The sequence below is a fragment of the Amycolatopsis sp. CB00013 genome (assembly GCF_001905755.1).
Taxonomy (GTDB): Bacteria; Actinomycetota; Actinomycetes; order Mycobacteriales; family Pseudonocardiaceae; genus Amycolatopsis; species Amycolatopsis japonica.
This window is the reverse complement of the sequence record NZ_LIWC01000002.1, coordinates 489,209-504,693: the sequence shown is the minus strand read 5'-3', so window position 1 is coordinate 504,693 and position 15,485 is coordinate 489,209. Positions and strand designations below refer to the sequence as shown.

Genomic DNA, 15,485 nt, shown 5'->3' with positions numbered 1-15,485 from the left:
ATCGTGTGGGCATCACCGTGGGGTTCGACCTCGACATGACACTGATCGATCCGCGGCCGGGCATGGTCGCGGTGATGAACGCGCTCGGCGTGGAATCCGGCCTGCCGCTGGACGGCGAATACTTCGCGGCCAACCTCGGCCCGCCCCTCGACGCCAGCCTGCGGGGTTTCGGCGCGCCGGAGGAGCGCATCCCGGAGCTGGTGGCGCGGTTCCGCGCGATGTATCCGGAGACGGTCGTGCCGGTGACGGTCGCGATGCCCGGCGCGGCCGAAGCCCTGCACGCGGTCCGCGAGGCGGGCGGGCGCACCGTCGTCGTCACCGGCAAATACGCGCCCAACGCGAAACTCCACCTGGACGCGCTCGGGCTGGAGGTCGACGTCCTGGTCGGGGAACTGTGGTCGACGGAGAAGGCCGCCGCGCTCACCGAGCACGGCGCCAGCGTCTACGTCGGAGATCACGTCGGCGACATCCGCGGCGCGCTGGCGGCGGGCGCGGTCCCGATCGGGGTCACGACCGGCCCGTGCACCAAGGAAGAGCTGCTCGCGGAAGGAGCCGACGTGGTGTTCGACTCGCTGACCGAGTTCCCCGGCTGGCTCAGCTCTTTCGGCGAGCCTCGCGGATAAGGGCGATCAGGCCGAGGGCGAGCCCCAGCGGAGTGATCACGCCCGCCGCGGCGGAAAGCCACACCGGCAGGTTCTCGAGTCCGGCGGCGAACATGACGAAAACCGCTGTGACGGCGATCATGCCCAGCGCGAACAGGCCGATGCCGACGCGCATGAGGATCGGTTTGCCGGGCTTTTCGGGGACGGCCACAGCGGCCTCCTTTACTGCGGTCTCCATGAAGGAGAGGGTATCCGCCGGTATCCGCTTCTCCACAGGGCCTGTGGCGAGATACGCTTATGGGACGCGCGCCCTGGGTACGCCCCCGGGCGCGTTCGTTGTGAGCGGGACAGCAAAGGATTGGTGAGGGAAGTGCCGACCGGCAAGGTCAAGTGGTACGACGCGGAGAAGGGTTTCGGTTTCGTCACCCAGGATGGGGGCGCCGACGTCTACATCCGCAAAGCCGCGCTGCCGCAGGGCGTCGAAGGGCTCAAGGCCGGGCAGCGCCTCGAGTTCGGTGTCGCCGACGGCCGCCGCGGCCCGCAAGCGCTCTCCGTCCGGCTGCTGGATCCGCCGCCTTCGGTCGCCGAGGCGCGCCGCCGCCCCGCCGAGGAGCTGCACGGGCTCATCGAGGACATGATCAAGCTGCTCGAACTCAAGGTGCAGCCGGATCTGCGGCGCAACCGCTACCCGGACCGCAAGAACACCAAGCAGATCGCCGAGATCATGCGCGCGGTCGCGCGGGACCTCGATCCCTGATCGGCGCTCCCTGCCCACGTGCCATGAAAGGTCCTTTCCTTGCAAAATTTGCAAGGAAAGGACCTTTCATGGCACTCGCGTACATCGATGCCTTGGGAACCTCACCTGGTCCGTGAAGGCCTCCTTGAGGGACCCAGAGTCCCTCAAGGAGGCCTTCACGGACTCGAAGATCGCCGCAGCTCAGGGACGGCCGCGCGGTGGTAGCAAAGGTCCCTTGCTCCCTCAGGCGGCCGGCGGCTCGACCTGCAGCGACCAGATGGCCGTCGTGACCGCCTCGGCGTCCTCCGGCCGTCCGGTCCGGCTGAGCACCGAAGCCTGCGCGACCTCGACGACGAGGATCTGGTCGTCGGGCCGCGGCGTCGTCACGGTGTAGGCGAACCGGTCCAGCGACGTGATGATGTCCTGCTTGAGTTCCTGCGGCTCGCCCTGGCCGTTCACGTACTGCACCGTGACCTTCCACGGCGTTTCCGCGATCGCGCTCGGCACCGAGATCTGCACCGGCTTCCCCGGCCGGATCCGCAGTTTGCCCGCAGCGTCGGGCCTGGTGGTGCACTGGGCGCTCTTGATGTCGCACGACGCCAGCGGGCCGACGTTCACCGTCTTGCCGTCGGCGAAGAAGGTCACCTCTTCGGGGCCGGGGGCCGCGCAACCGGCCACCACGAAACCACCCGCCGCGAGCAGGGCCAAAATACGAAGTCGCCGCATACGGTGAAGATTACGAGCCCGGCCGCCACCGGGAGTCACCGGGCTGCGAGGGGACCGGCGTTTCGCTGGTCGGCTCCGGGCGCAGCGGCCGGTCGCCGCCGAGACCCGGGACCAGTGAGGTCCCGCGCCGGACCATGAACGTCTGCGTGAACCCGACGGCCAGCAGGATCGACAGCACCAGGAAGCCGATCCAGTACGTCGGCGGCAGCAGCAGGCCGACGGCGCCGCCGAAGCACCAGGACATCTGCAGCACGGTCTCCGACCGCCCGAACGCCGACGCGCGCGACTCTTCCGGCAGGTCCTCCTGGATGACGGCGTCGAGGCTGATCTTCGCCAGCGCGCTCGCGGTCGCGCCGACGAGCGCCACGATCGCCGCCGTCGCCAGTCCGGCCGCCACGGTGGCGATGATCGCGATGCCGAGACAGGCTCCGACGCAGGCCAGGATCACCTGATCCGGTTTGCCGAAATGCAGCCGTGAACCCAGCGCGTTGCCGAGAAAACCGCCCACGCCCGCCGCGGCGCCGATGATGCCGAGCAGCAGCAGCTGGTCGAACGGGCTCTGCCCGCTGCCTTCGGCCTGCGCCTTCACCGCGAACGCGGAGAACATCATCAGGAATCCGGTCAGCACGCGGACGGTGCCGTTGCCCCACAACGAGACGACGATCTGCCGCCCCATCGGCTGCCGCTGCTTCTTGACCCGCCGCTCGGGATGCGCGGACAGCGACGCCGGCACCTCGCCCTCGGTCTTCTCGACCCAGGACGGGATGCGCATCGACTGCACCGCGGCCGCGACGCAGATCAGCATGGTGAACCACAGCGCGCCCTGCGAGCCCCAGATCGCGTTGACCCCGCTCGCGAGCGCGCCGAACGCGCCGGCGGCGACCAGGCCGAACACGGTCAGCCGCGCGTTGGTCTTGGACAGCGTGATCTCGGGCGGCAGCACCCGTGGGGTCACCGCGGCCTTGAGCACGGTGAACGACTTCGACAGCACCATCATGCCCAGCGCCGCCGGGTACAGGAGCCAGTCGTCGAAGTGCAGCGCCATCACGATCGCCATCAGCGCCTGCCCCGCCGAGGACACGCACATCGCCAGCCGTCGGCCGCGCTGGATCTTGTCCAGCGCCGGACCGATCACCGGCGCGACCAGCGCGAACGGCGCGATGGTGATGAGCAGGTAGAGCGCGACCTTGCCCTTGCTCTCCCCGCTGGTGGCGGCGAAGAACAAGGTGTTCGCCAGCGCGATCGCCATCGCGGCGTCGCTGGCGTAGTTGAGCATCACCGCGTACGTCAGCGAAGTGAGGCCCGACTTGTCGGCGCCGTCCGCCTTCGTCGCGCGCTGGAACGCGCCGACGGCCTGCCCGGTGAGCTGACGGCTGCGCATCGCCGCGACCCGGGTGACCGTGATCTTCTTCGGCATCTTCGGCAGGGCACCCGCGCGCGGCGGGACCGCGGTCGTCGGATGCTCGTGCGGAGGCTCCGGCACCTCACGCGGCTCGCCCGCGTATCCGCCGGTGTCGTAGTGCTCGTACTCGCCGCTGCCCGGCGGATGCTCGTCGTAGAACCCGCCCTGACGACGCCGGACGGGTTCGGTCTGACGCTGCGAGGGATCCGGATACGGCCGCGCGCCACGAGGAGGCGTCCTCGGCGGCGGAGGCGGCGGCGGTGGCTGGTGGTGTCCCATCGGGATCGCGCTGGTGCGCGCTTCGTCGGCGGTGGGCCCGGCCGGATGCGGCTGGTACTGGGGCTGGTGCGGCGGCTGCGGGCGGGCCGCACGCGGCGCGGGCGGGGGCACCGGCTGCTGATCGACCCTGGTCGGCGGCGGTGCGGACCAGCCGCGTGCCTGGGCGGCGCCGGGCTCCGGCGTCCACTTCCGCTTGCTCTTGCGGCCACGCTCCTTGCCCGACCGGCCGGAACGCGTGCCGTCGGGTCCAGAGTTCGAGCCGAAGATTCCCACGGTTCAATCCTGCCTTACGCGGGACTCGCTTCGCGCGTTCACCACTGCTTTCTAGGGGACCGGGACGAATTTCACGCGGAACATCTTGGGCCAGAGCTTGCCCGTGATCAGGAATTCGTCGGTCCCGGGCACCGCCGCGATGCCATTGAGGACGTCCGCGGAACCACGCTCGGCCTGGTCGAGCAACCCGGAGGCGTCGATCTCGCCGGTGACGCGCCCGGTCGCCGCGTCGATCCGCAGGATCCGGTCGGTCTGCCAGACGTTCGCGTACACGGAGTCGCCGACGCATTCCAGCTCGTTCAGCTGGTCACGGCCGACATCGACAGCGCCCGTCGGCGCGAAGGACACAGGGTCGCGGAAGGTCAGCTTCGACGAGCCGTCGCTCATCACCAGCCGCCCGTCGCGATGACAGAGTCCCCAGCCCTCGCCGGTGTACGTCACCCGCCTCAGCTCGGCCAGCGTCTTGGCGTCCCGTTCGATCGCGACGCCGTCCTTCCAGGTGATCTGCCAGGCCGTCGCCCCGAGCACGGTGATGCCCTCGCCGAACAGGCCGGGCAGTTCCTGCCGGACCGCCGGCGCCGCACCCGCGGGCCCGGCCCGCATCGACGACTTCCCGACCAGACCGGTCCCCTCGTACAGCGTCTCGCCGGAGAACTCGAGGCCCTGGGTGAAGGCGCCCGGGTCGTGGGGCAACGTCGAGAGCACCCGCACCTTCAGCTTCTCGGGCGCGGGCGGCGCGGCGTCGCTCACCGGCGCGGCGGCGCAGCCACCGAGGACGGCGGCCAGCAGGAGCGAGGTGGTCATCAGCGTGCGCACGCGGACAGCCTGACACGGACCGCGATATCGCGTGCGGCAGAATGGGGGTATGACCCTGCTGTTGACCCTGGACGACGGCTCCATCCAGCGCAAACTCGCCGAGGCGGTCGATCTGGCCCGCGCGGCGGTGCTGGAGGACGCCGGTGCCGAACAGGTCGGCGCGCACGTCGGCGTGGACTCCGAGGACGCGGTCTCCGCGAGCCACCTGTTCGAGGCGACCGTGACGGGGTATCGCGGCTGGCGCTGGTCGGTGACGGTCGCGCTCGCCGGTGAGGACGAGCCGATCACGGTCAGCGAGGTCGTGCTGATCCCGGGTCCGGACGCGCGTGTCGCCCCGGCGTGGGTGCCGTGGGAGCGCCGCGTGCAGGCGGGCGACCTCGGCGTCGGCGACATCTTCCCGGTGGAGAAAGACGACCCGCGGCTCGTCCCCGCGTACCTGGAGTCCGACGACCCCGCGGTCGAGGCGGTCGCCAAGGAGACCGGGCTCGGCCGGGTCCACGTGCTGTCCCGGCACGGCAGGCTCGACGCCGCCGCCCGCTGGCACAGCGGCGAGTTCGGCCCGCGGTCGGACATGGCTCGCAGCGCGCCGGACGTCTGCGGCAGCTGTGGGTTCTTCGTGTCGCTCGCCGGTTCGCTCAGCGCGGCCTTCGGCGCGTGCACCAACGACATCTCCCCGGCGGACGGCCACGTCGTCGACGTCGAGTACGGCTGCGGCGCGCACTCCGAGATCGAGGTCGAGGTGACCTCGTCGGTGCCGGTGGCGGAACTGGTCTACGACGACTCGCTGATGGACTTCGAGCCTGCTCCGGAGACGCCCGTCGAGGCTCCCGAACCCGAGCCCGCCGAAGCCACGGTCGTCGACGAGTCCGAGGCCCCGGTGGCCGAGGCGCCCGAGACCGCCGAGGTCCAGCCGGAGGTCGAACCCGAGGCGGTGACCGCCGAGACCGCGGAAACGGCCGACGAGGCGCAGGTCGAGGCCGAAAGCGCCAGTGAGCACTGACCCGTTCGGCACCGAGCGGCTCCGCGCCGCCGTCCTGCGGGCGTGGGCCGATTCGCCGACGCGGTTCACCGAGGACACGAACACCGAGAACGACCTGCGGGTCGGTGGCTACCGCGACCGGCTGTTCGTCGAGCTGGCGCAGAACGCCGCCGACGCCGCCCTGGCCGCCGGTGATCGCGGCACGCTTCGGGTGTCCGTTGTGGACGGTGAGCTGAGGTTCGCCAACACGGGCGCGCCCTTGGACGCCCGCGGGGTCGAATCCCTTGCCTCCCTTCGTGCTTCCGGCAAGGGGGAGGAGACCGTCGGCCGGTTCGGCGTCGGATTCGCCGCCGTGCTCACGGTTTCCGCCGAGCCGAGGATCGTTTCGGTGACCGGAGGCGTCGCGTTCTCCGCGGAACGCACGCGTGCCGAAGCCGAGCGCACCGGAGACGTTCCCGTGCTGCGGCTGCCGTGGCCGGTCGCCGACGACGAGCCGCCCGTGCCCGAGGGTTTCACCACCGAGGTCCGGCTTCCGCTACGCGAAGGCGTCGATGTCCGGGCCCTGCTGGCGGATCTGAAGAACGACATCGGCGATCTTCTGCTCACCTTGCCCTGGCTGGAAAGCGTCGAGGTCGAAGGCGGTGTCTGGCGCCGCTCCGATCTCGGTGACGGTGTCGTCGAGCTCGCGTCGCCGGGCGGATCCGAGCACTGGCAGGTGCATCGCGGCGAGGTCGTCTGGGCCGTCCCGCTCGATGGATCAGGTTCACCCCGGCCGCTCGGTGACGACGTGCTGCACGCGCCGACCCCGACCGACGACGAGCTTTCCCTGCCGGCCAGGCTGATCGCGACGCTCCCGATCGAGCCGTCCCGGCGCCGCGCGTTGCCGGGGCCGGAGCTGACCGCCGCGTTGAAGAACGCCGCGCGGGAGTACGTCGAGCTCGTCTGTTCCTTGCCGGGCAAGGAACGTCTGGCGCTCGTGCCCGGCGCAGGCTTCCCGCGTTCCACTGTGGACGGAACGCTGCGCGAGGCCATCCTCGAGAATCTCAGCGACTCGCCTTGGCTTCCCGCGCAGGAGGGTGACGATCTGCCGGGGCGTCAGGCGCGTGTCCTTTCGGTGGACGTGCCGGGATTGGCGCCGCTGCTGGCCGATCTCGTGCCCGGCTTGATTTCACTGTCCGGTGTGGACCTTCGCGCGGTCGGCGCGCGGACGCTGTCGCCCGCCGAAGCCATCGAGCTGCTGACCGGGGCCCAGCGCGAGCCCTCGTGGTGGCGTTCGCTCTACGACGTGCTGCTCCCGGCGCTCGAAGCACACGACCTCACCAAGGACGATCTCGGCGCGTTGCCGGTGCCGATGTCCGACGGCCGGACCTTGCCCGGCGTCCGCGACGCGCTGCTCGTCGGTGGCTCGGCGGAACTGCTCGAACTGCTGTCCGATGTGGACATCATCGGGCTGAGGCTGGTGCATCCGGCCGCCGCGCATCCGTTGCTGGAACGCTTGGGTGCCAAGCACGCCGAGGCGAGTGACCTGCTGGAGGCCGACGCGCTGAGCGCGGCCGTCGAACGCAGTGTCGAAGACGTCCGGTCCGGTTTGGACGGTATGGCGCTCGCGGGCGCGGTGCTCCGCCTGATCGCCGAAGTCGGCGACGAAGCCCCCGATTGGGCGGGTGCGCTGGCCCTGCCGAGCGAGGACGGCTGGCGTCGCGCGGACGAGCTCGTCCTGCCGACGTCGCCGCTGGGCGACATCTTCGACCCCGAGGTGTTCGAAGAAGACGGCGCTTTGTCCGTGCTGGACGAGGAATTCGCCGAAGACTGGCCGGTGGCGACGCTCGTCGCGGTCGGCGTGCTCGATTCGTTCGCGATCATCACCGACGACGAACCCCTCGAACCCGAACACGGGCTGCCCGAAGAGCACGAGTGGTGGGATTCCCGGGAACGGCCGCCGTCGCGGGTGCTCGCCGTGCGCGATCTCGACCTCGTCGGTGACGACGCCTGGCCGGAGGCGCTGCGCCTGCTCGCGGCGCGTCCCGAAACCTGGCGGGCCCTCACCGAACCCGGCGGGCACACCGGCTGGTGGCTCGCGCGGTACGCGTTGCTGGACGGGCACGCCCCGCTCGACTGGCGGATGCCGGAAGCGTCCGCGCTGGCCGGGCTCTACGACGTCGTCCCGGATTCGGGACTGAGCAAGGAGATCCTGCTCGCCGCCGGTGTCCGGACGGAGCTGGGGGCGGACGCCGAAGACGTCGAGGATCTCCTGGATCGGCTCGGGGATCCCGAGCGCAAGGTGAGCCCCGGGCTCGCTTCCCGCGCGCACGCGGCCCTCGCCGAGTACACAGTGGACGTTCCCACGCCGGACCGCGTCCGTGCCGCGGACGGCTCGGCCGTCGACGCTCGCGACGCCGTGGTGCTCGACGTGCCGTGGTTCGCGGCCGTACTGGCGCCGGAGCGGATGGTCGTCTCGGCGAGCGGCGCCGCCGCGCTGGCGGAACTGCTGGACCTGCCCGTGGCGAGCGGACTCGACGCCAAGGTCACCGAAGACGGCGAGTACGTGCCGTGGACGGAGCTGTCCGCGCTCCGGCTGGCCGCCGATCAGCTGGGCGTCGAACTGCCCGAGGGTGGCGTGCTGCTGCACGAGGCGCTGACGGTGACCTTCGAGGACGCCGAGCACGAGGTCGCCTGGTGGTCCGACGGCAGGCTGCACGCCGCCGACACCCCGGAAGGCCTCGGCCGGGCCTTCGCCTGGGCCACGGACCGCTGGGCCGACCGTCACGTCCTGACGGCCCTGCTCGACGACCCCTCGCCCTCGGCCCTCCTGAACTGACCGCGTTTCGTCCTCTGAATGCGGGGGTTAGAGGCGCTGGGCGCTCTTCGAGCCCCGGCGGGCGGCGGCGCGCTGCCAGGCGATGATCGCGAGACCGATGAAGCCGAGCACGACGCCGGAGAACGCCGTCTGCACCCAGATGCCGTCGGTCACAAAGAACAGGACCACGGTCGCGACCGCCCAGAGCGAGGTACCTACGATCACGACCGGCGTCAGGTCGGTCAGCCGCTTCGGCAGCTCCGGCGTTGGCCGCAATGAACCGTTTACTTCCCCGGAATTGATCGATTCGCCCACGTGGGGAAGGGTACCCGGCAACGGGCGAAGGGTGGTACGCGATGGCGGAGCAGCGCACCCGGTCCACACTGGACCGGTTCTTCAAGATCAGCGAGCGCGGCTCGACACCGGGGCGGGAGATCCGCGGCGGGATCGTCACCTTCTTCACGATGGCCTACATCGTCGTGCTGAATCCCCTGATCCTCGGCAGTTTCTCCGCCGAAGACGCGGGTGCGCACAAGGACGTCCTCGGCAACATCCTCCCCGTGCCGCAGGTCGCCGCGGTGACCGCGTTGGTCGCCGGCGTGCTGACGATCATCATGGGCCTGGTCGCGAACTATCCGTTCGCCATCGCCACCGGCCTCGGCATCAACAGCCTGATCGCGGTCACCTTCGCCTCGCAGATGACCTGGCCGGAGGCGATGGGCCTGGTGGTGATCGAGGGCCTGGTCATTGTCCTGCTCGTGTTCGCCGGCATCCGCACGGCGGTGTTCAACGCCGTGCCACCGCCGCTGAAATCCGCGATCGCGGTCGGCATCGGCCTGTTCATCTGCCTGATCGGCCTGGTGGACGCCGGTTTCGTCCGCCGCGTCCCGGACGACGCGAAGACGACCGTGCCGGTCGGGCTGGGCATCAACGGCTCGATCGCCTCGTGGCCGACGCTGGTGTTCGTCGTCGGCCTGCTGGTCACCGGCATCCTGGTGGCGAAGCGGGTCAAGGGCGCGATCCTGATCGGTGTCCTCGCGTCGACCGTGCTGGCGATCGTCGTCGAGGCGATCACCAAGGTCGGCCCCTCCAAGGGCGTGAACCCGCTGGGCTGGAACCTCGGCTACCCGGCGCTGCCGGATCAGGTCCTGGGCATGCCGGACCTCTCGCTGGTCGGCGACATCTCCTTCGGCGCCTGGACGCGGCTGCCGATCATCACCGTCGTGCTGCTGGTGTTCACCCTGGTGCTGGCGGACTTCTTCGACACCATGGGCTCGATGACCGGCCTGGCGAAGGAAGGCGGGCTGCTCCCGGCGGACGGCAAGCTCCCGAACGTCGGCAAGGCCCTGTTCGTCGACGGCACCGCCGCGGTGGCGGGCGGCTTCGCGTCGTCGAGTTCGAACACCGTCTTCGTCGAATCCGCGTCCGGTATCGCCGAGGGCGCCAGGACCGGGCTCGCGAACGTCGTCACCGGCGTGCTGTTCATCGCGGCCATGTTCCTGACCCCGCTCTACCAGGTCGTCCCGGTCGAAGCCGCCGCTCCGGCGCTGGTCGTCGTCGGCGCGCTGATGATGAGCCAGGTCAAGGAGATCGACTTCTCCGACTTCACCGTCGCGCTGCCCGCGTTCCTGACCATCGTGGTCATGCCGTTCACCTACTCGATCGCCAACGGCATCGGCGCCGGCTTCGTCAGCTACGTCGTCATCCGCGCGGTCACCGGCAAGGCCAAGGGCGTGCACCCGCTGATGTGGGGTATCGCGGCGATGTTCGTGGCCTATTTCGCGGTCGGGCCGATCCAGGCCGCGTTCAACTGACCAGCGGTTATGTCATCCGTGGGCGATCTCACGGGCCGATGATCCGATCGTGAGGTATGCTAACTATATGTCCGGAGACACGCACGAGCGCTCACTGGCGAGCCGCCTGCGTCTCGCGGTGGTGCGGCTCAATCGACGGCTACGGGCCCAGCGTGCCGGTGACGGCATCTCGCTGACCCAGGTGTCCGCGTTGTCGACGTTGCACAAATGCGGTGCGCTGACCCCTGGCCAGCTCGCCGCGAAGGAAGGCGTCCAGCCACCTTCGATGACGAGGGTGATCGCCGCGCTCGAGGAGATGGGTTACGTCGAGCGCAGGCCGCATCCGACGGACGGCCGCCAGGCCATCGTCGAACTGTCCGATCGCGGCCGGGCCTACGTGATCGAGCAGATCACCGCGCGGGAGATCTGGCTGGACAAGCAATTGGCGGAGTTGAGCGCCGAAGAACGTGAAGTGCTCTCTCGCGCCTCCGAGATCATCGACAGGATGGCGGGGAACTAACAGCGGTGACGACCACGGGTAACGAAACACAGTGTCCTTCCAAGACCACCGTTACCCGGGAACCCGCTCCACCGCCACCACCCGCGCGCGAGAAGCCGCGCGGGAGCATGTTCTCCTCGCTGAAGGTCCGCAACTACCGGCTTTTCTTCACCGGCCAGGTCATCTCGAACATCGGCACCTGGATGCAGCGCATCGCGCAGGACTGGCTGGTGTTCACCCTCAGCGGCAACGACCCGATCGCGCTCGGCATCGCGGTCGCGCTGCAGTTCGCGCCGACGCTGTTCCTCTCGCTGTGGGCGGGCGTGCTGGCCGACCGCGTCGACAAACGGCGGCTGCTGATCGGTATCCAGATCGCCGTGCTGACGCAGGCGGTGGTCCTTGGCGCCCTCGACCTGAGCGGGATCGCGGCGCTCTGGCACGTGTACCTCCTCTGCTTCACCCTCGGCGTGACGGCCTCGCTGGAAGTGCCCGCGCGGCAGTCGTTCGTCGCCGAGATGGTGGGCAGGGACAAGGTCACCAACGCCGTCGCGCTCAACTCGTCGATCTTCAACATGGCCCGGATCGTCGGCCCGGCCATCGCGGGTTTCGCGATCACCTGGGTCGGCACCGGCTGGCTGTTCATGGCGAACGCGGTGAGCACGGGCGCCGTCATCGCCGCGCTGGTGCTGATGAACCCGGACAAGCTCTTCCGCGGCCCGGCCATCCCGCGCGAGAAGGGGCAGCTCGTCGAGGGGCTGCGGTACGTCCGACGGCGCAGTGACCTGATGACCGTGATGGTGCTGGTGTTCTTCGTGAGCACGTTCGGCATCACGTACTTCACGTCGCTGCCGATCGTCGCCGCGAACGTCTTCCACACCAACGCCGACGGTTATGGCCTGCTGTCGACGCTGGTCGCCGTCGGCACTTTCACCGGCGCGCTGATGTCGGCCCGTCGCAACACCCGCGGCGGTCCGCGCGTGCGGCTGCTGCTGATCTCGGCGTTCCTGCTCGGCGCGTTCGAGGTGATCACCGCGTTCATGCCGACGTACCTGACCTTCGGCCTCGCGCTCATCCCGCTCGGCTTCGCCACGATCACCTTCCTGAACACGGCGAACGCGCTCGTGCAGACCGCGGTCAGCCCGGAGATGCGCGGCCGGGTGATGGGCCTGTACGTGCTGGTGCTGATCGGCGGCAACCCCATCGGCGGCCCGATGACCGGCTGGATGGCCGACGCCTTCGGCGGCCGCTCGCCGTTCTACATCGGCGGCGCGATCTCGGCGGTCGCCGCGGTGGTGTGCGCCGTCGTGCTGATCCGGCGTGGCGGGGTGAGCCTGCCGGTGCGGCGGTTCGGGAACGGTCTGCGCGTGCTGAAGCGGGAACGGGTGTGAAGCGGCTCGGCGTCGAACCGTCGGGGACCGGGTTCCTCGACTGGACGATCGATGGCGTCGCGCTGCGCTCGATGGTTCCCGCTGAGCAGCGGACGCCGTTGTTCCTGGACGACGACAGGTGGCGCGAGTCCGCGGTCGAGACGCTTCGCCGTCTTCTGGGGCGCCTGCCGGGCGATTTCGACGACGGCCGGGTCGCGCTGCTGATGTGTCCGATGTGTGGCGATCTCGGCTGTGGCGCCTACAGCGTCGAAGTCGTCTTCGGCGACGATGTGGTCGAGTGGCGGGGCTTCGGCTGGCAAACCGACTACGAGCCGTTCGACGACCCGGAGGAGTACCGGTTCACCGGCGCCCGCTTCGAGCGGAAGGCGTACGAGACGCTGCTCGGCGACCTCTTGTCGAACTACCGCGCCTAGCGGCCGAGCAGCGGCGGCACCATCTTCTCGGCGAGGGCCACGAGGTCGCCGGTGCCCTTGAACTTGAGCGTCTGCCCGGCCGGATCGCCGGTGAGCTGCACGACGACGCCTCGTCCGTCGACTTGGGCAGGCAGCCCGGCGACCGTCGTGGTCGGGGCGACGGCGGTGGACAGCTCGCTGTAGTCCGCGGTCACGCCGTTCAGCTCGCATCCGGCGAAGAACGTCGGCTTCGCCGTGTCGGCCGGGACGCCGAGCGCGCGGCCGAGTTCTCCGCACAGCAGCCACGAGATCACCGGCAGCGGCTTGTCCTTGATCGGACCGGGTTCCGGCTTCTCCAGCGGGATCTCGCCGTTCTCGCCGATTTTCGGCAACTTCGGCCCCGGCGGCATCGCACCCGCGATCAGCGCTTCGGCGAGCGACCTCGCCTTCTTCTCGGTTTCCGGGCTCTTCACGGTCCTGCTGCGGATCGAGACGTGCAGCATGGGCGAGGCGCCATTGTGCGGCGCGACTTCGACGAGCTCGACGCTCAGGCTGGTGCCGTCCTCGTTCGTGGCGATGACCGCGAGCTTGCCCGCGACCGTGGTCCGCGTGGGCAGACCGCGGCTCGTATCGTCCGGCAGCGCCGGCGCCATCTGCGCGCTGACGTCGAGCTGCGCGGTGACCGCGTGGCAGGACTGGCCGGCCTCGCGAAGCGTGCGGCCGCCGAGGATCTCCTCCCAGCGCTGCTCCGGGATCGCCTGGCACAGCACCTGCGCCGCGGTTTCGTCCGTCAGTGCGGCCACCATCTCGCCCGTCGGCATCGTGACCGGGCGGAGCGCCTGTCCGGACCTGGACGGCCAGGTCGCGGGGAGCTCGGCTTCGGGCTCGCCGTCCTGGTTCAGCACGGTGATCGCGACGACGATGCCGACGCCGAACAGCAGCAGCACACTGGCCAGCGCGCAGCCCGCCCAGATCCACATCGGACGGTCGGTCTTGCGCGCGATGGCGCGGTAGTCGTTCGGGGTGGCCACGGGGGTGAAGCTAGTCCGTCGGGCGCCCGGTGTCCGGCGAAACGCCCAAAGGCTCGTGCGTGGTAAGGACGGTTAGAACCGTCCTTACCACTCACGAGTCAGGTGCGTTCCCCTCTCGTGGGGGAGCCCGAAGCACCACCGGAGGGAACCGCCGCGAAGCGCGTCCGACGAGGCTTCAAGACATGGACAGCACAGCGTTTCGCAGCGTTCCAGGAGTGCCCGGATGGGCGAAGTGGTCGGCGCACACCGTCGCACTGGTGAACGTCCCGTCCGGCCTTTGGCGGCTGGGGCTCGCGGTCGGGATCCCGTTCGGGCTGGCTCAGTCCGAATTGGACAGCTTGAACACTCCCGGCTGGGGCTCGCTCTATCTCGTGTTCCTCGCCGTGTTCTCTGAAGCGGTCGCCTTCCTGGCGCTCGGTCTCATCCAGCCGTGGGGCGAGACCTGGCCGAGATGGCTTCCCTTCGTCGGCGGCAAGCCCGTTTCCGCCCGCAAGGTGGTGGTTGTCTCCTCGCTCGGCGCAGTGGCCACGACGGTCTACGGAGGCTTCTTCGTGTACACGACCTTCATCGGTGAAATGGCGGGCGAGCCTTGGGCGTACTGGCTGGTCGTCGTCCTCTACGCCCCGTTGGTGCTTTGGGGACCGCTGCTCGCGGCGGTGACGTGGCATTACCACCGGCGCCGTGGCACCGCACTCACGTGATCGAAGCCGCAACTCACGTGATTGAAGCCGGAACTCGCGTGATCAGCGCCGGAACACCTCGAGTGCGGCCTCCAATCACGCGAGTCACGTCCCTGATCACGCGAGTCACGCCTCCGCGCACGCCACGCCTTCACGGACTTTCGACCAGGCGCGGCCACTCACGACCATCTCGCTGACGGAGGCGGTTCCAGCGCCTCCCGCAGCTCGCCGTCCAACGCCGACGCGATGTCTTCGACGGTCCAGCCGTCCCGGTCCAGCACGGGGTCCTTGATCGCGGTTTGCCGCAGCACGCACAGGATGTCGCCGCGGAACCGGAGGATCTGGCCGGTGATCCCCGCCGAGAGGTCGCTGAGCAGGTATGTCACCAGCGGCGCCACCCGTTCCGGGGTGTGCTCAGGGGTCTGGACGACGCTCGGATCGTTCCAGGCCATCCGCGTCCAGGCCACCGGCGCGACGGCGTTGACCCGGATGCCGTATTCGGCCAGGTCCACCGCCCACGAGGCGGTCATGGAGGCGACAGCGCCCTTCGACGCCGAGTACGCGGCCGCGCGCCGTTGGCCGATCATCGAGCCGGAGCCGACGTTCACGATCACGCCGCCGCCCTGGGCACGCAGTACCTTCGCCGCCGCGGTCCCGCAGAACAGCGGGCCGAGCACGTTGACCTCGACCACTTCACGCATCCGCGCCGGGTCGGCCGCCCACGGCTCGGCCCGGTAGTTGACGCCGGCGTTGTTGACCAGGCCGTCGAGCCGTCCGAATTCGGCGACGCACCGGTCGATCAGCCCGGCGGCCTGCTCGGCGTCGGCGACCGAACCCTCATGGGACACAGCCCGCCCGCCCAGTGCGCGGATCTCCCGCGCGACCTCGTCCGCGATCCCCGCTTCGACGTCGTTCACCACGACCGCCGCGCCCTGTGCGGCCGCATGGTGCGCGAAAGCCCTGCCCAGGCCCTGCCCGGAGCCGGTGATCACCACGGCCTTGCCGCTGAGAAGAGTCATGGGACAAGTCACTCATAAGGGTGAGATCGGCGTCTCTCGGCGGAACCCCTTGCCGGGGAAGATGAGGTTAGGC

General features: G+C 69.8%; 16 protein-coding genes. 9 read left to right on the top strand and 7 right to left on the bottom strand.

Features of this window, described 5'->3' with window-relative positions; genetic code table 11:
- Positions 1-5: 5 nt before the first annotated feature.
- On the top strand, positions 6-623 hold the full coding sequence (locus AMK34_RS12370; RefSeq protein WP_038507880.1) for an HAD family hydrolase: 618 nt from the start codon (positions 6-8) through the stop codon (positions 621-623).
- Here AMK34_RS12370 and AMK34_RS12365 read toward each other — a convergent pair.
- Positions 595-840, bottom strand: a complete 246-nt coding sequence (locus AMK34_RS12365; protein ID WP_051972318.1) for a hypothetical protein — start codon at positions 838-840, stop codon at positions 595-597. The two genes, AMK34_RS12370 and AMK34_RS12365, sit on opposite strands and share 29 nt — an antisense overlap.
- A 132-nt stretch (positions 841-972) precedes the next feature.
- Here AMK34_RS12365 and AMK34_RS12360 point away from each other — a divergent pair, with 132 nt between their 5' ends.
- The gene (locus AMK34_RS12360) at positions 973-1,359 is read left to right on the top strand and encodes a cold-shock protein (RefSeq protein WP_016337551.1); all 387 of its coding nucleotides are present in this window, start codon (positions 973-975) and stop codon (positions 1,357-1,359) included.
- 222 nt (positions 1,360-1,581) lie between these two features.
- Here AMK34_RS12360 and AMK34_RS12355 read toward each other — a convergent pair whose 3' ends face one another.
- Genes AMK34_RS12355 through AMK34_RS12345 form a run of 3 tightly spaced genes read right to left on the bottom strand, consistent with a single transcriptional unit; the run spans position 1,582 to position 4,834 of the window.
- Positions 1,582-2,046: a DUF2771 family protein gene (locus AMK34_RS12355; RefSeq protein WP_083649846.1), complete on the bottom strand. Its 465-nt coding sequence runs from the start codon at positions 2,044-2,046 to the stop codon at positions 1,582-1,584.
- Between the two features lie 28 nt (positions 2,047-2,074).
- On the bottom strand, positions 2,075-4,018 hold the full coding sequence (locus AMK34_RS12350) for an MFS transporter (protein WP_073845316.1): 1,944 nt from the start codon (positions 4,016-4,018) through the stop codon (positions 2,075-2,077).
- 51 nt (positions 4,019-4,069) lie between these two features.
- Positions 4,070-4,834 (bottom strand): glutaminyl-peptide cyclotransferase, encoded by a 765-nt coding sequence (locus AMK34_RS12345; protein WP_073845314.1) that lies wholly within the window; start codon positions 4,832-4,834, stop codon positions 4,070-4,072.
- Positions 4,835-4,883: 49 nt separating this feature from the next.
- Here AMK34_RS12345 and AMK34_RS12340 point away from each other — a divergent pair, with 49 nt between their 5' ends.
- Both AMK34_RS12340 and AMK34_RS12335 read left to right on the top strand, forming a co-directional pair.
- A complete protein-coding gene (locus AMK34_RS12340) occupies positions 4,884-5,834 on the top strand; it encodes a DUF3027 domain-containing protein (RefSeq protein ID WP_038507887.1) in 951 nt (316 codons plus the stop codon).
- On the top strand, positions 5,824-8,631 hold the full coding sequence (locus tag AMK34_RS12335; RefSeq protein ID WP_073845312.1) for a sacsin N-terminal ATP-binding-like domain-containing protein: 2,808 nt from the start codon (positions 5,824-5,826) through the stop codon (positions 8,629-8,631). The genes AMK34_RS12340 and AMK34_RS12335 overlap by 11 nt, the downstream gene beginning before the upstream one ends.
- A gap of 27 nt (positions 8,632-8,658) precedes the next feature.
- On the opposite strand, the gene AMK34_RS12330 is transcribed toward AMK34_RS12335, so the two are convergent.
- Entirely contained in the window at positions 8,659-8,886 is a 228-nt protein-coding gene (locus tag AMK34_RS12330; RefSeq protein ID WP_037335676.1) for a DUF2530 domain-containing protein, read from the bottom strand.
- Between the two features lie 80 nt (positions 8,887-8,966).
- Between AMK34_RS12330 and AMK34_RS12325 the strand changes: the two genes are divergently transcribed.
- The 4 genes from AMK34_RS12325 (at position 8,967) to AMK34_RS12310 (ending at position 12,703) form a co-directional block, all read left to right on the top strand.
- Positions 8,967-10,424, top strand: a complete 1,458-nt coding sequence (locus tag AMK34_RS12325) for an NCS2 family permease (protein WP_038507891.1) — start codon at positions 8,967-8,969, stop codon at positions 10,422-10,424.
- Between the two features lie 67 nt (positions 10,425-10,491).
- Positions 10,492-10,923: a MarR family winged helix-turn-helix transcriptional regulator gene (locus AMK34_RS12320; RefSeq protein ID WP_016337543.1), complete on the top strand. Its 432-nt coding sequence runs from the start codon at positions 10,492-10,494 to the stop codon at positions 10,921-10,923.
- Positions 10,924-11,030: 107 nt separating this feature from the next.
- Positions 11,031-12,290 (top strand): MFS transporter, encoded by a 1,260-nt coding sequence (locus AMK34_RS12315; RefSeq protein ID WP_038507893.1) that lies wholly within the window; start codon positions 11,031-11,033, stop codon positions 12,288-12,290.
- On the top strand, positions 12,287-12,703 hold the full coding sequence (locus AMK34_RS12310) for a hypothetical protein (RefSeq protein ID WP_073845310.1): 417 nt from the start codon (positions 12,287-12,289) through the stop codon (positions 12,701-12,703). The genes AMK34_RS12315 and AMK34_RS12310 overlap by 4 nt, the downstream gene beginning before the upstream one ends.
- Here AMK34_RS12310 and AMK34_RS12305 read toward each other — a convergent pair.
- Positions 12,700-13,713, bottom strand: coding sequence for a hypothetical protein (locus AMK34_RS12305; protein WP_073845308.1), 1,014 nt, complete (start codon positions 13,711-13,713; stop codon positions 12,700-12,702). The genes AMK34_RS12310 and AMK34_RS12305 overlap by 4 nt on opposite strands.
- A gap of 182 nt (positions 13,714-13,895) precedes the next feature.
- Between AMK34_RS12305 and AMK34_RS12300 the strand changes: the two genes are divergently transcribed.
- The gene (locus AMK34_RS12300; RefSeq protein ID WP_073845306.1) at positions 13,896-14,414 is read left to right on the top strand and encodes a hypothetical protein; all 519 of its coding nucleotides are present in this window, start codon (positions 13,896-13,898) and stop codon (positions 14,412-14,414) included.
- 158 nt (positions 14,415-14,572) lie between these two features.
- On the opposite strand, the gene AMK34_RS12295 is transcribed toward AMK34_RS12300, so the two are convergent.
- Positions 14,573-15,412 (bottom strand): SDR family NAD(P)-dependent oxidoreductase, encoded by an 840-nt coding sequence (locus AMK34_RS12295; protein ID WP_073845304.1) that lies wholly within the window; start codon positions 15,410-15,412, stop codon positions 14,573-14,575.
- Positions 15,413-15,485 lie beyond the last annotated feature (73 nt).

What these genes read in the sequence shown, in the direction of transcription:
- AMK34_RS12365 (WP_051972318.1), bottom strand. Translation starts at nt 840, where the DNA reads ATGGAGACCGCAGTAAAGGAGGCCGCTGTGGCCGTCCCCGAAAAGCCC.
- AMK34_RS12340 (WP_038507887.1), top strand. Translation starts at nt 4,884, where the DNA reads ATGACCCTGCTGTTGACCCTGGACGACGGCTCCATCCAGCGCAAACTC.
- AMK34_RS12325 (WP_038507891.1), top strand. Translation starts at nt 8,967, where the DNA reads ATGGCGGAGCAGCGCACCCGGTCCACACTGGACCGGTTCTTCAAGATC.
- AMK34_RS12320 (WP_016337543.1), top strand. Translation starts at nt 10,492, where the DNA reads ATGTCCGGAGACACGCACGAGCGCTCACTGGCGAGCCGCCTGCGTCTC.
- AMK34_RS12315 (WP_038507893.1), top strand. Translation starts at nt 11,031, where the DNA reads ATGTTCTCCTCGCTGAAGGTCCGCAACTACCGGCTTTTCTTCACCGGC.
- AMK34_RS12300 (WP_073845306.1), top strand. Translation starts at nt 13,896, where the DNA reads ATGGACAGCACAGCGTTTCGCAGCGTTCCAGGAGTGCCCGGATGGGCG.
- AMK34_RS12295 (WP_073845304.1), bottom strand. Translation starts at nt 15,412, where the DNA reads ATGACTCTTCTCAGCGGCAAGGCCGTGGTGATCACCGGCTCCGGGCAG.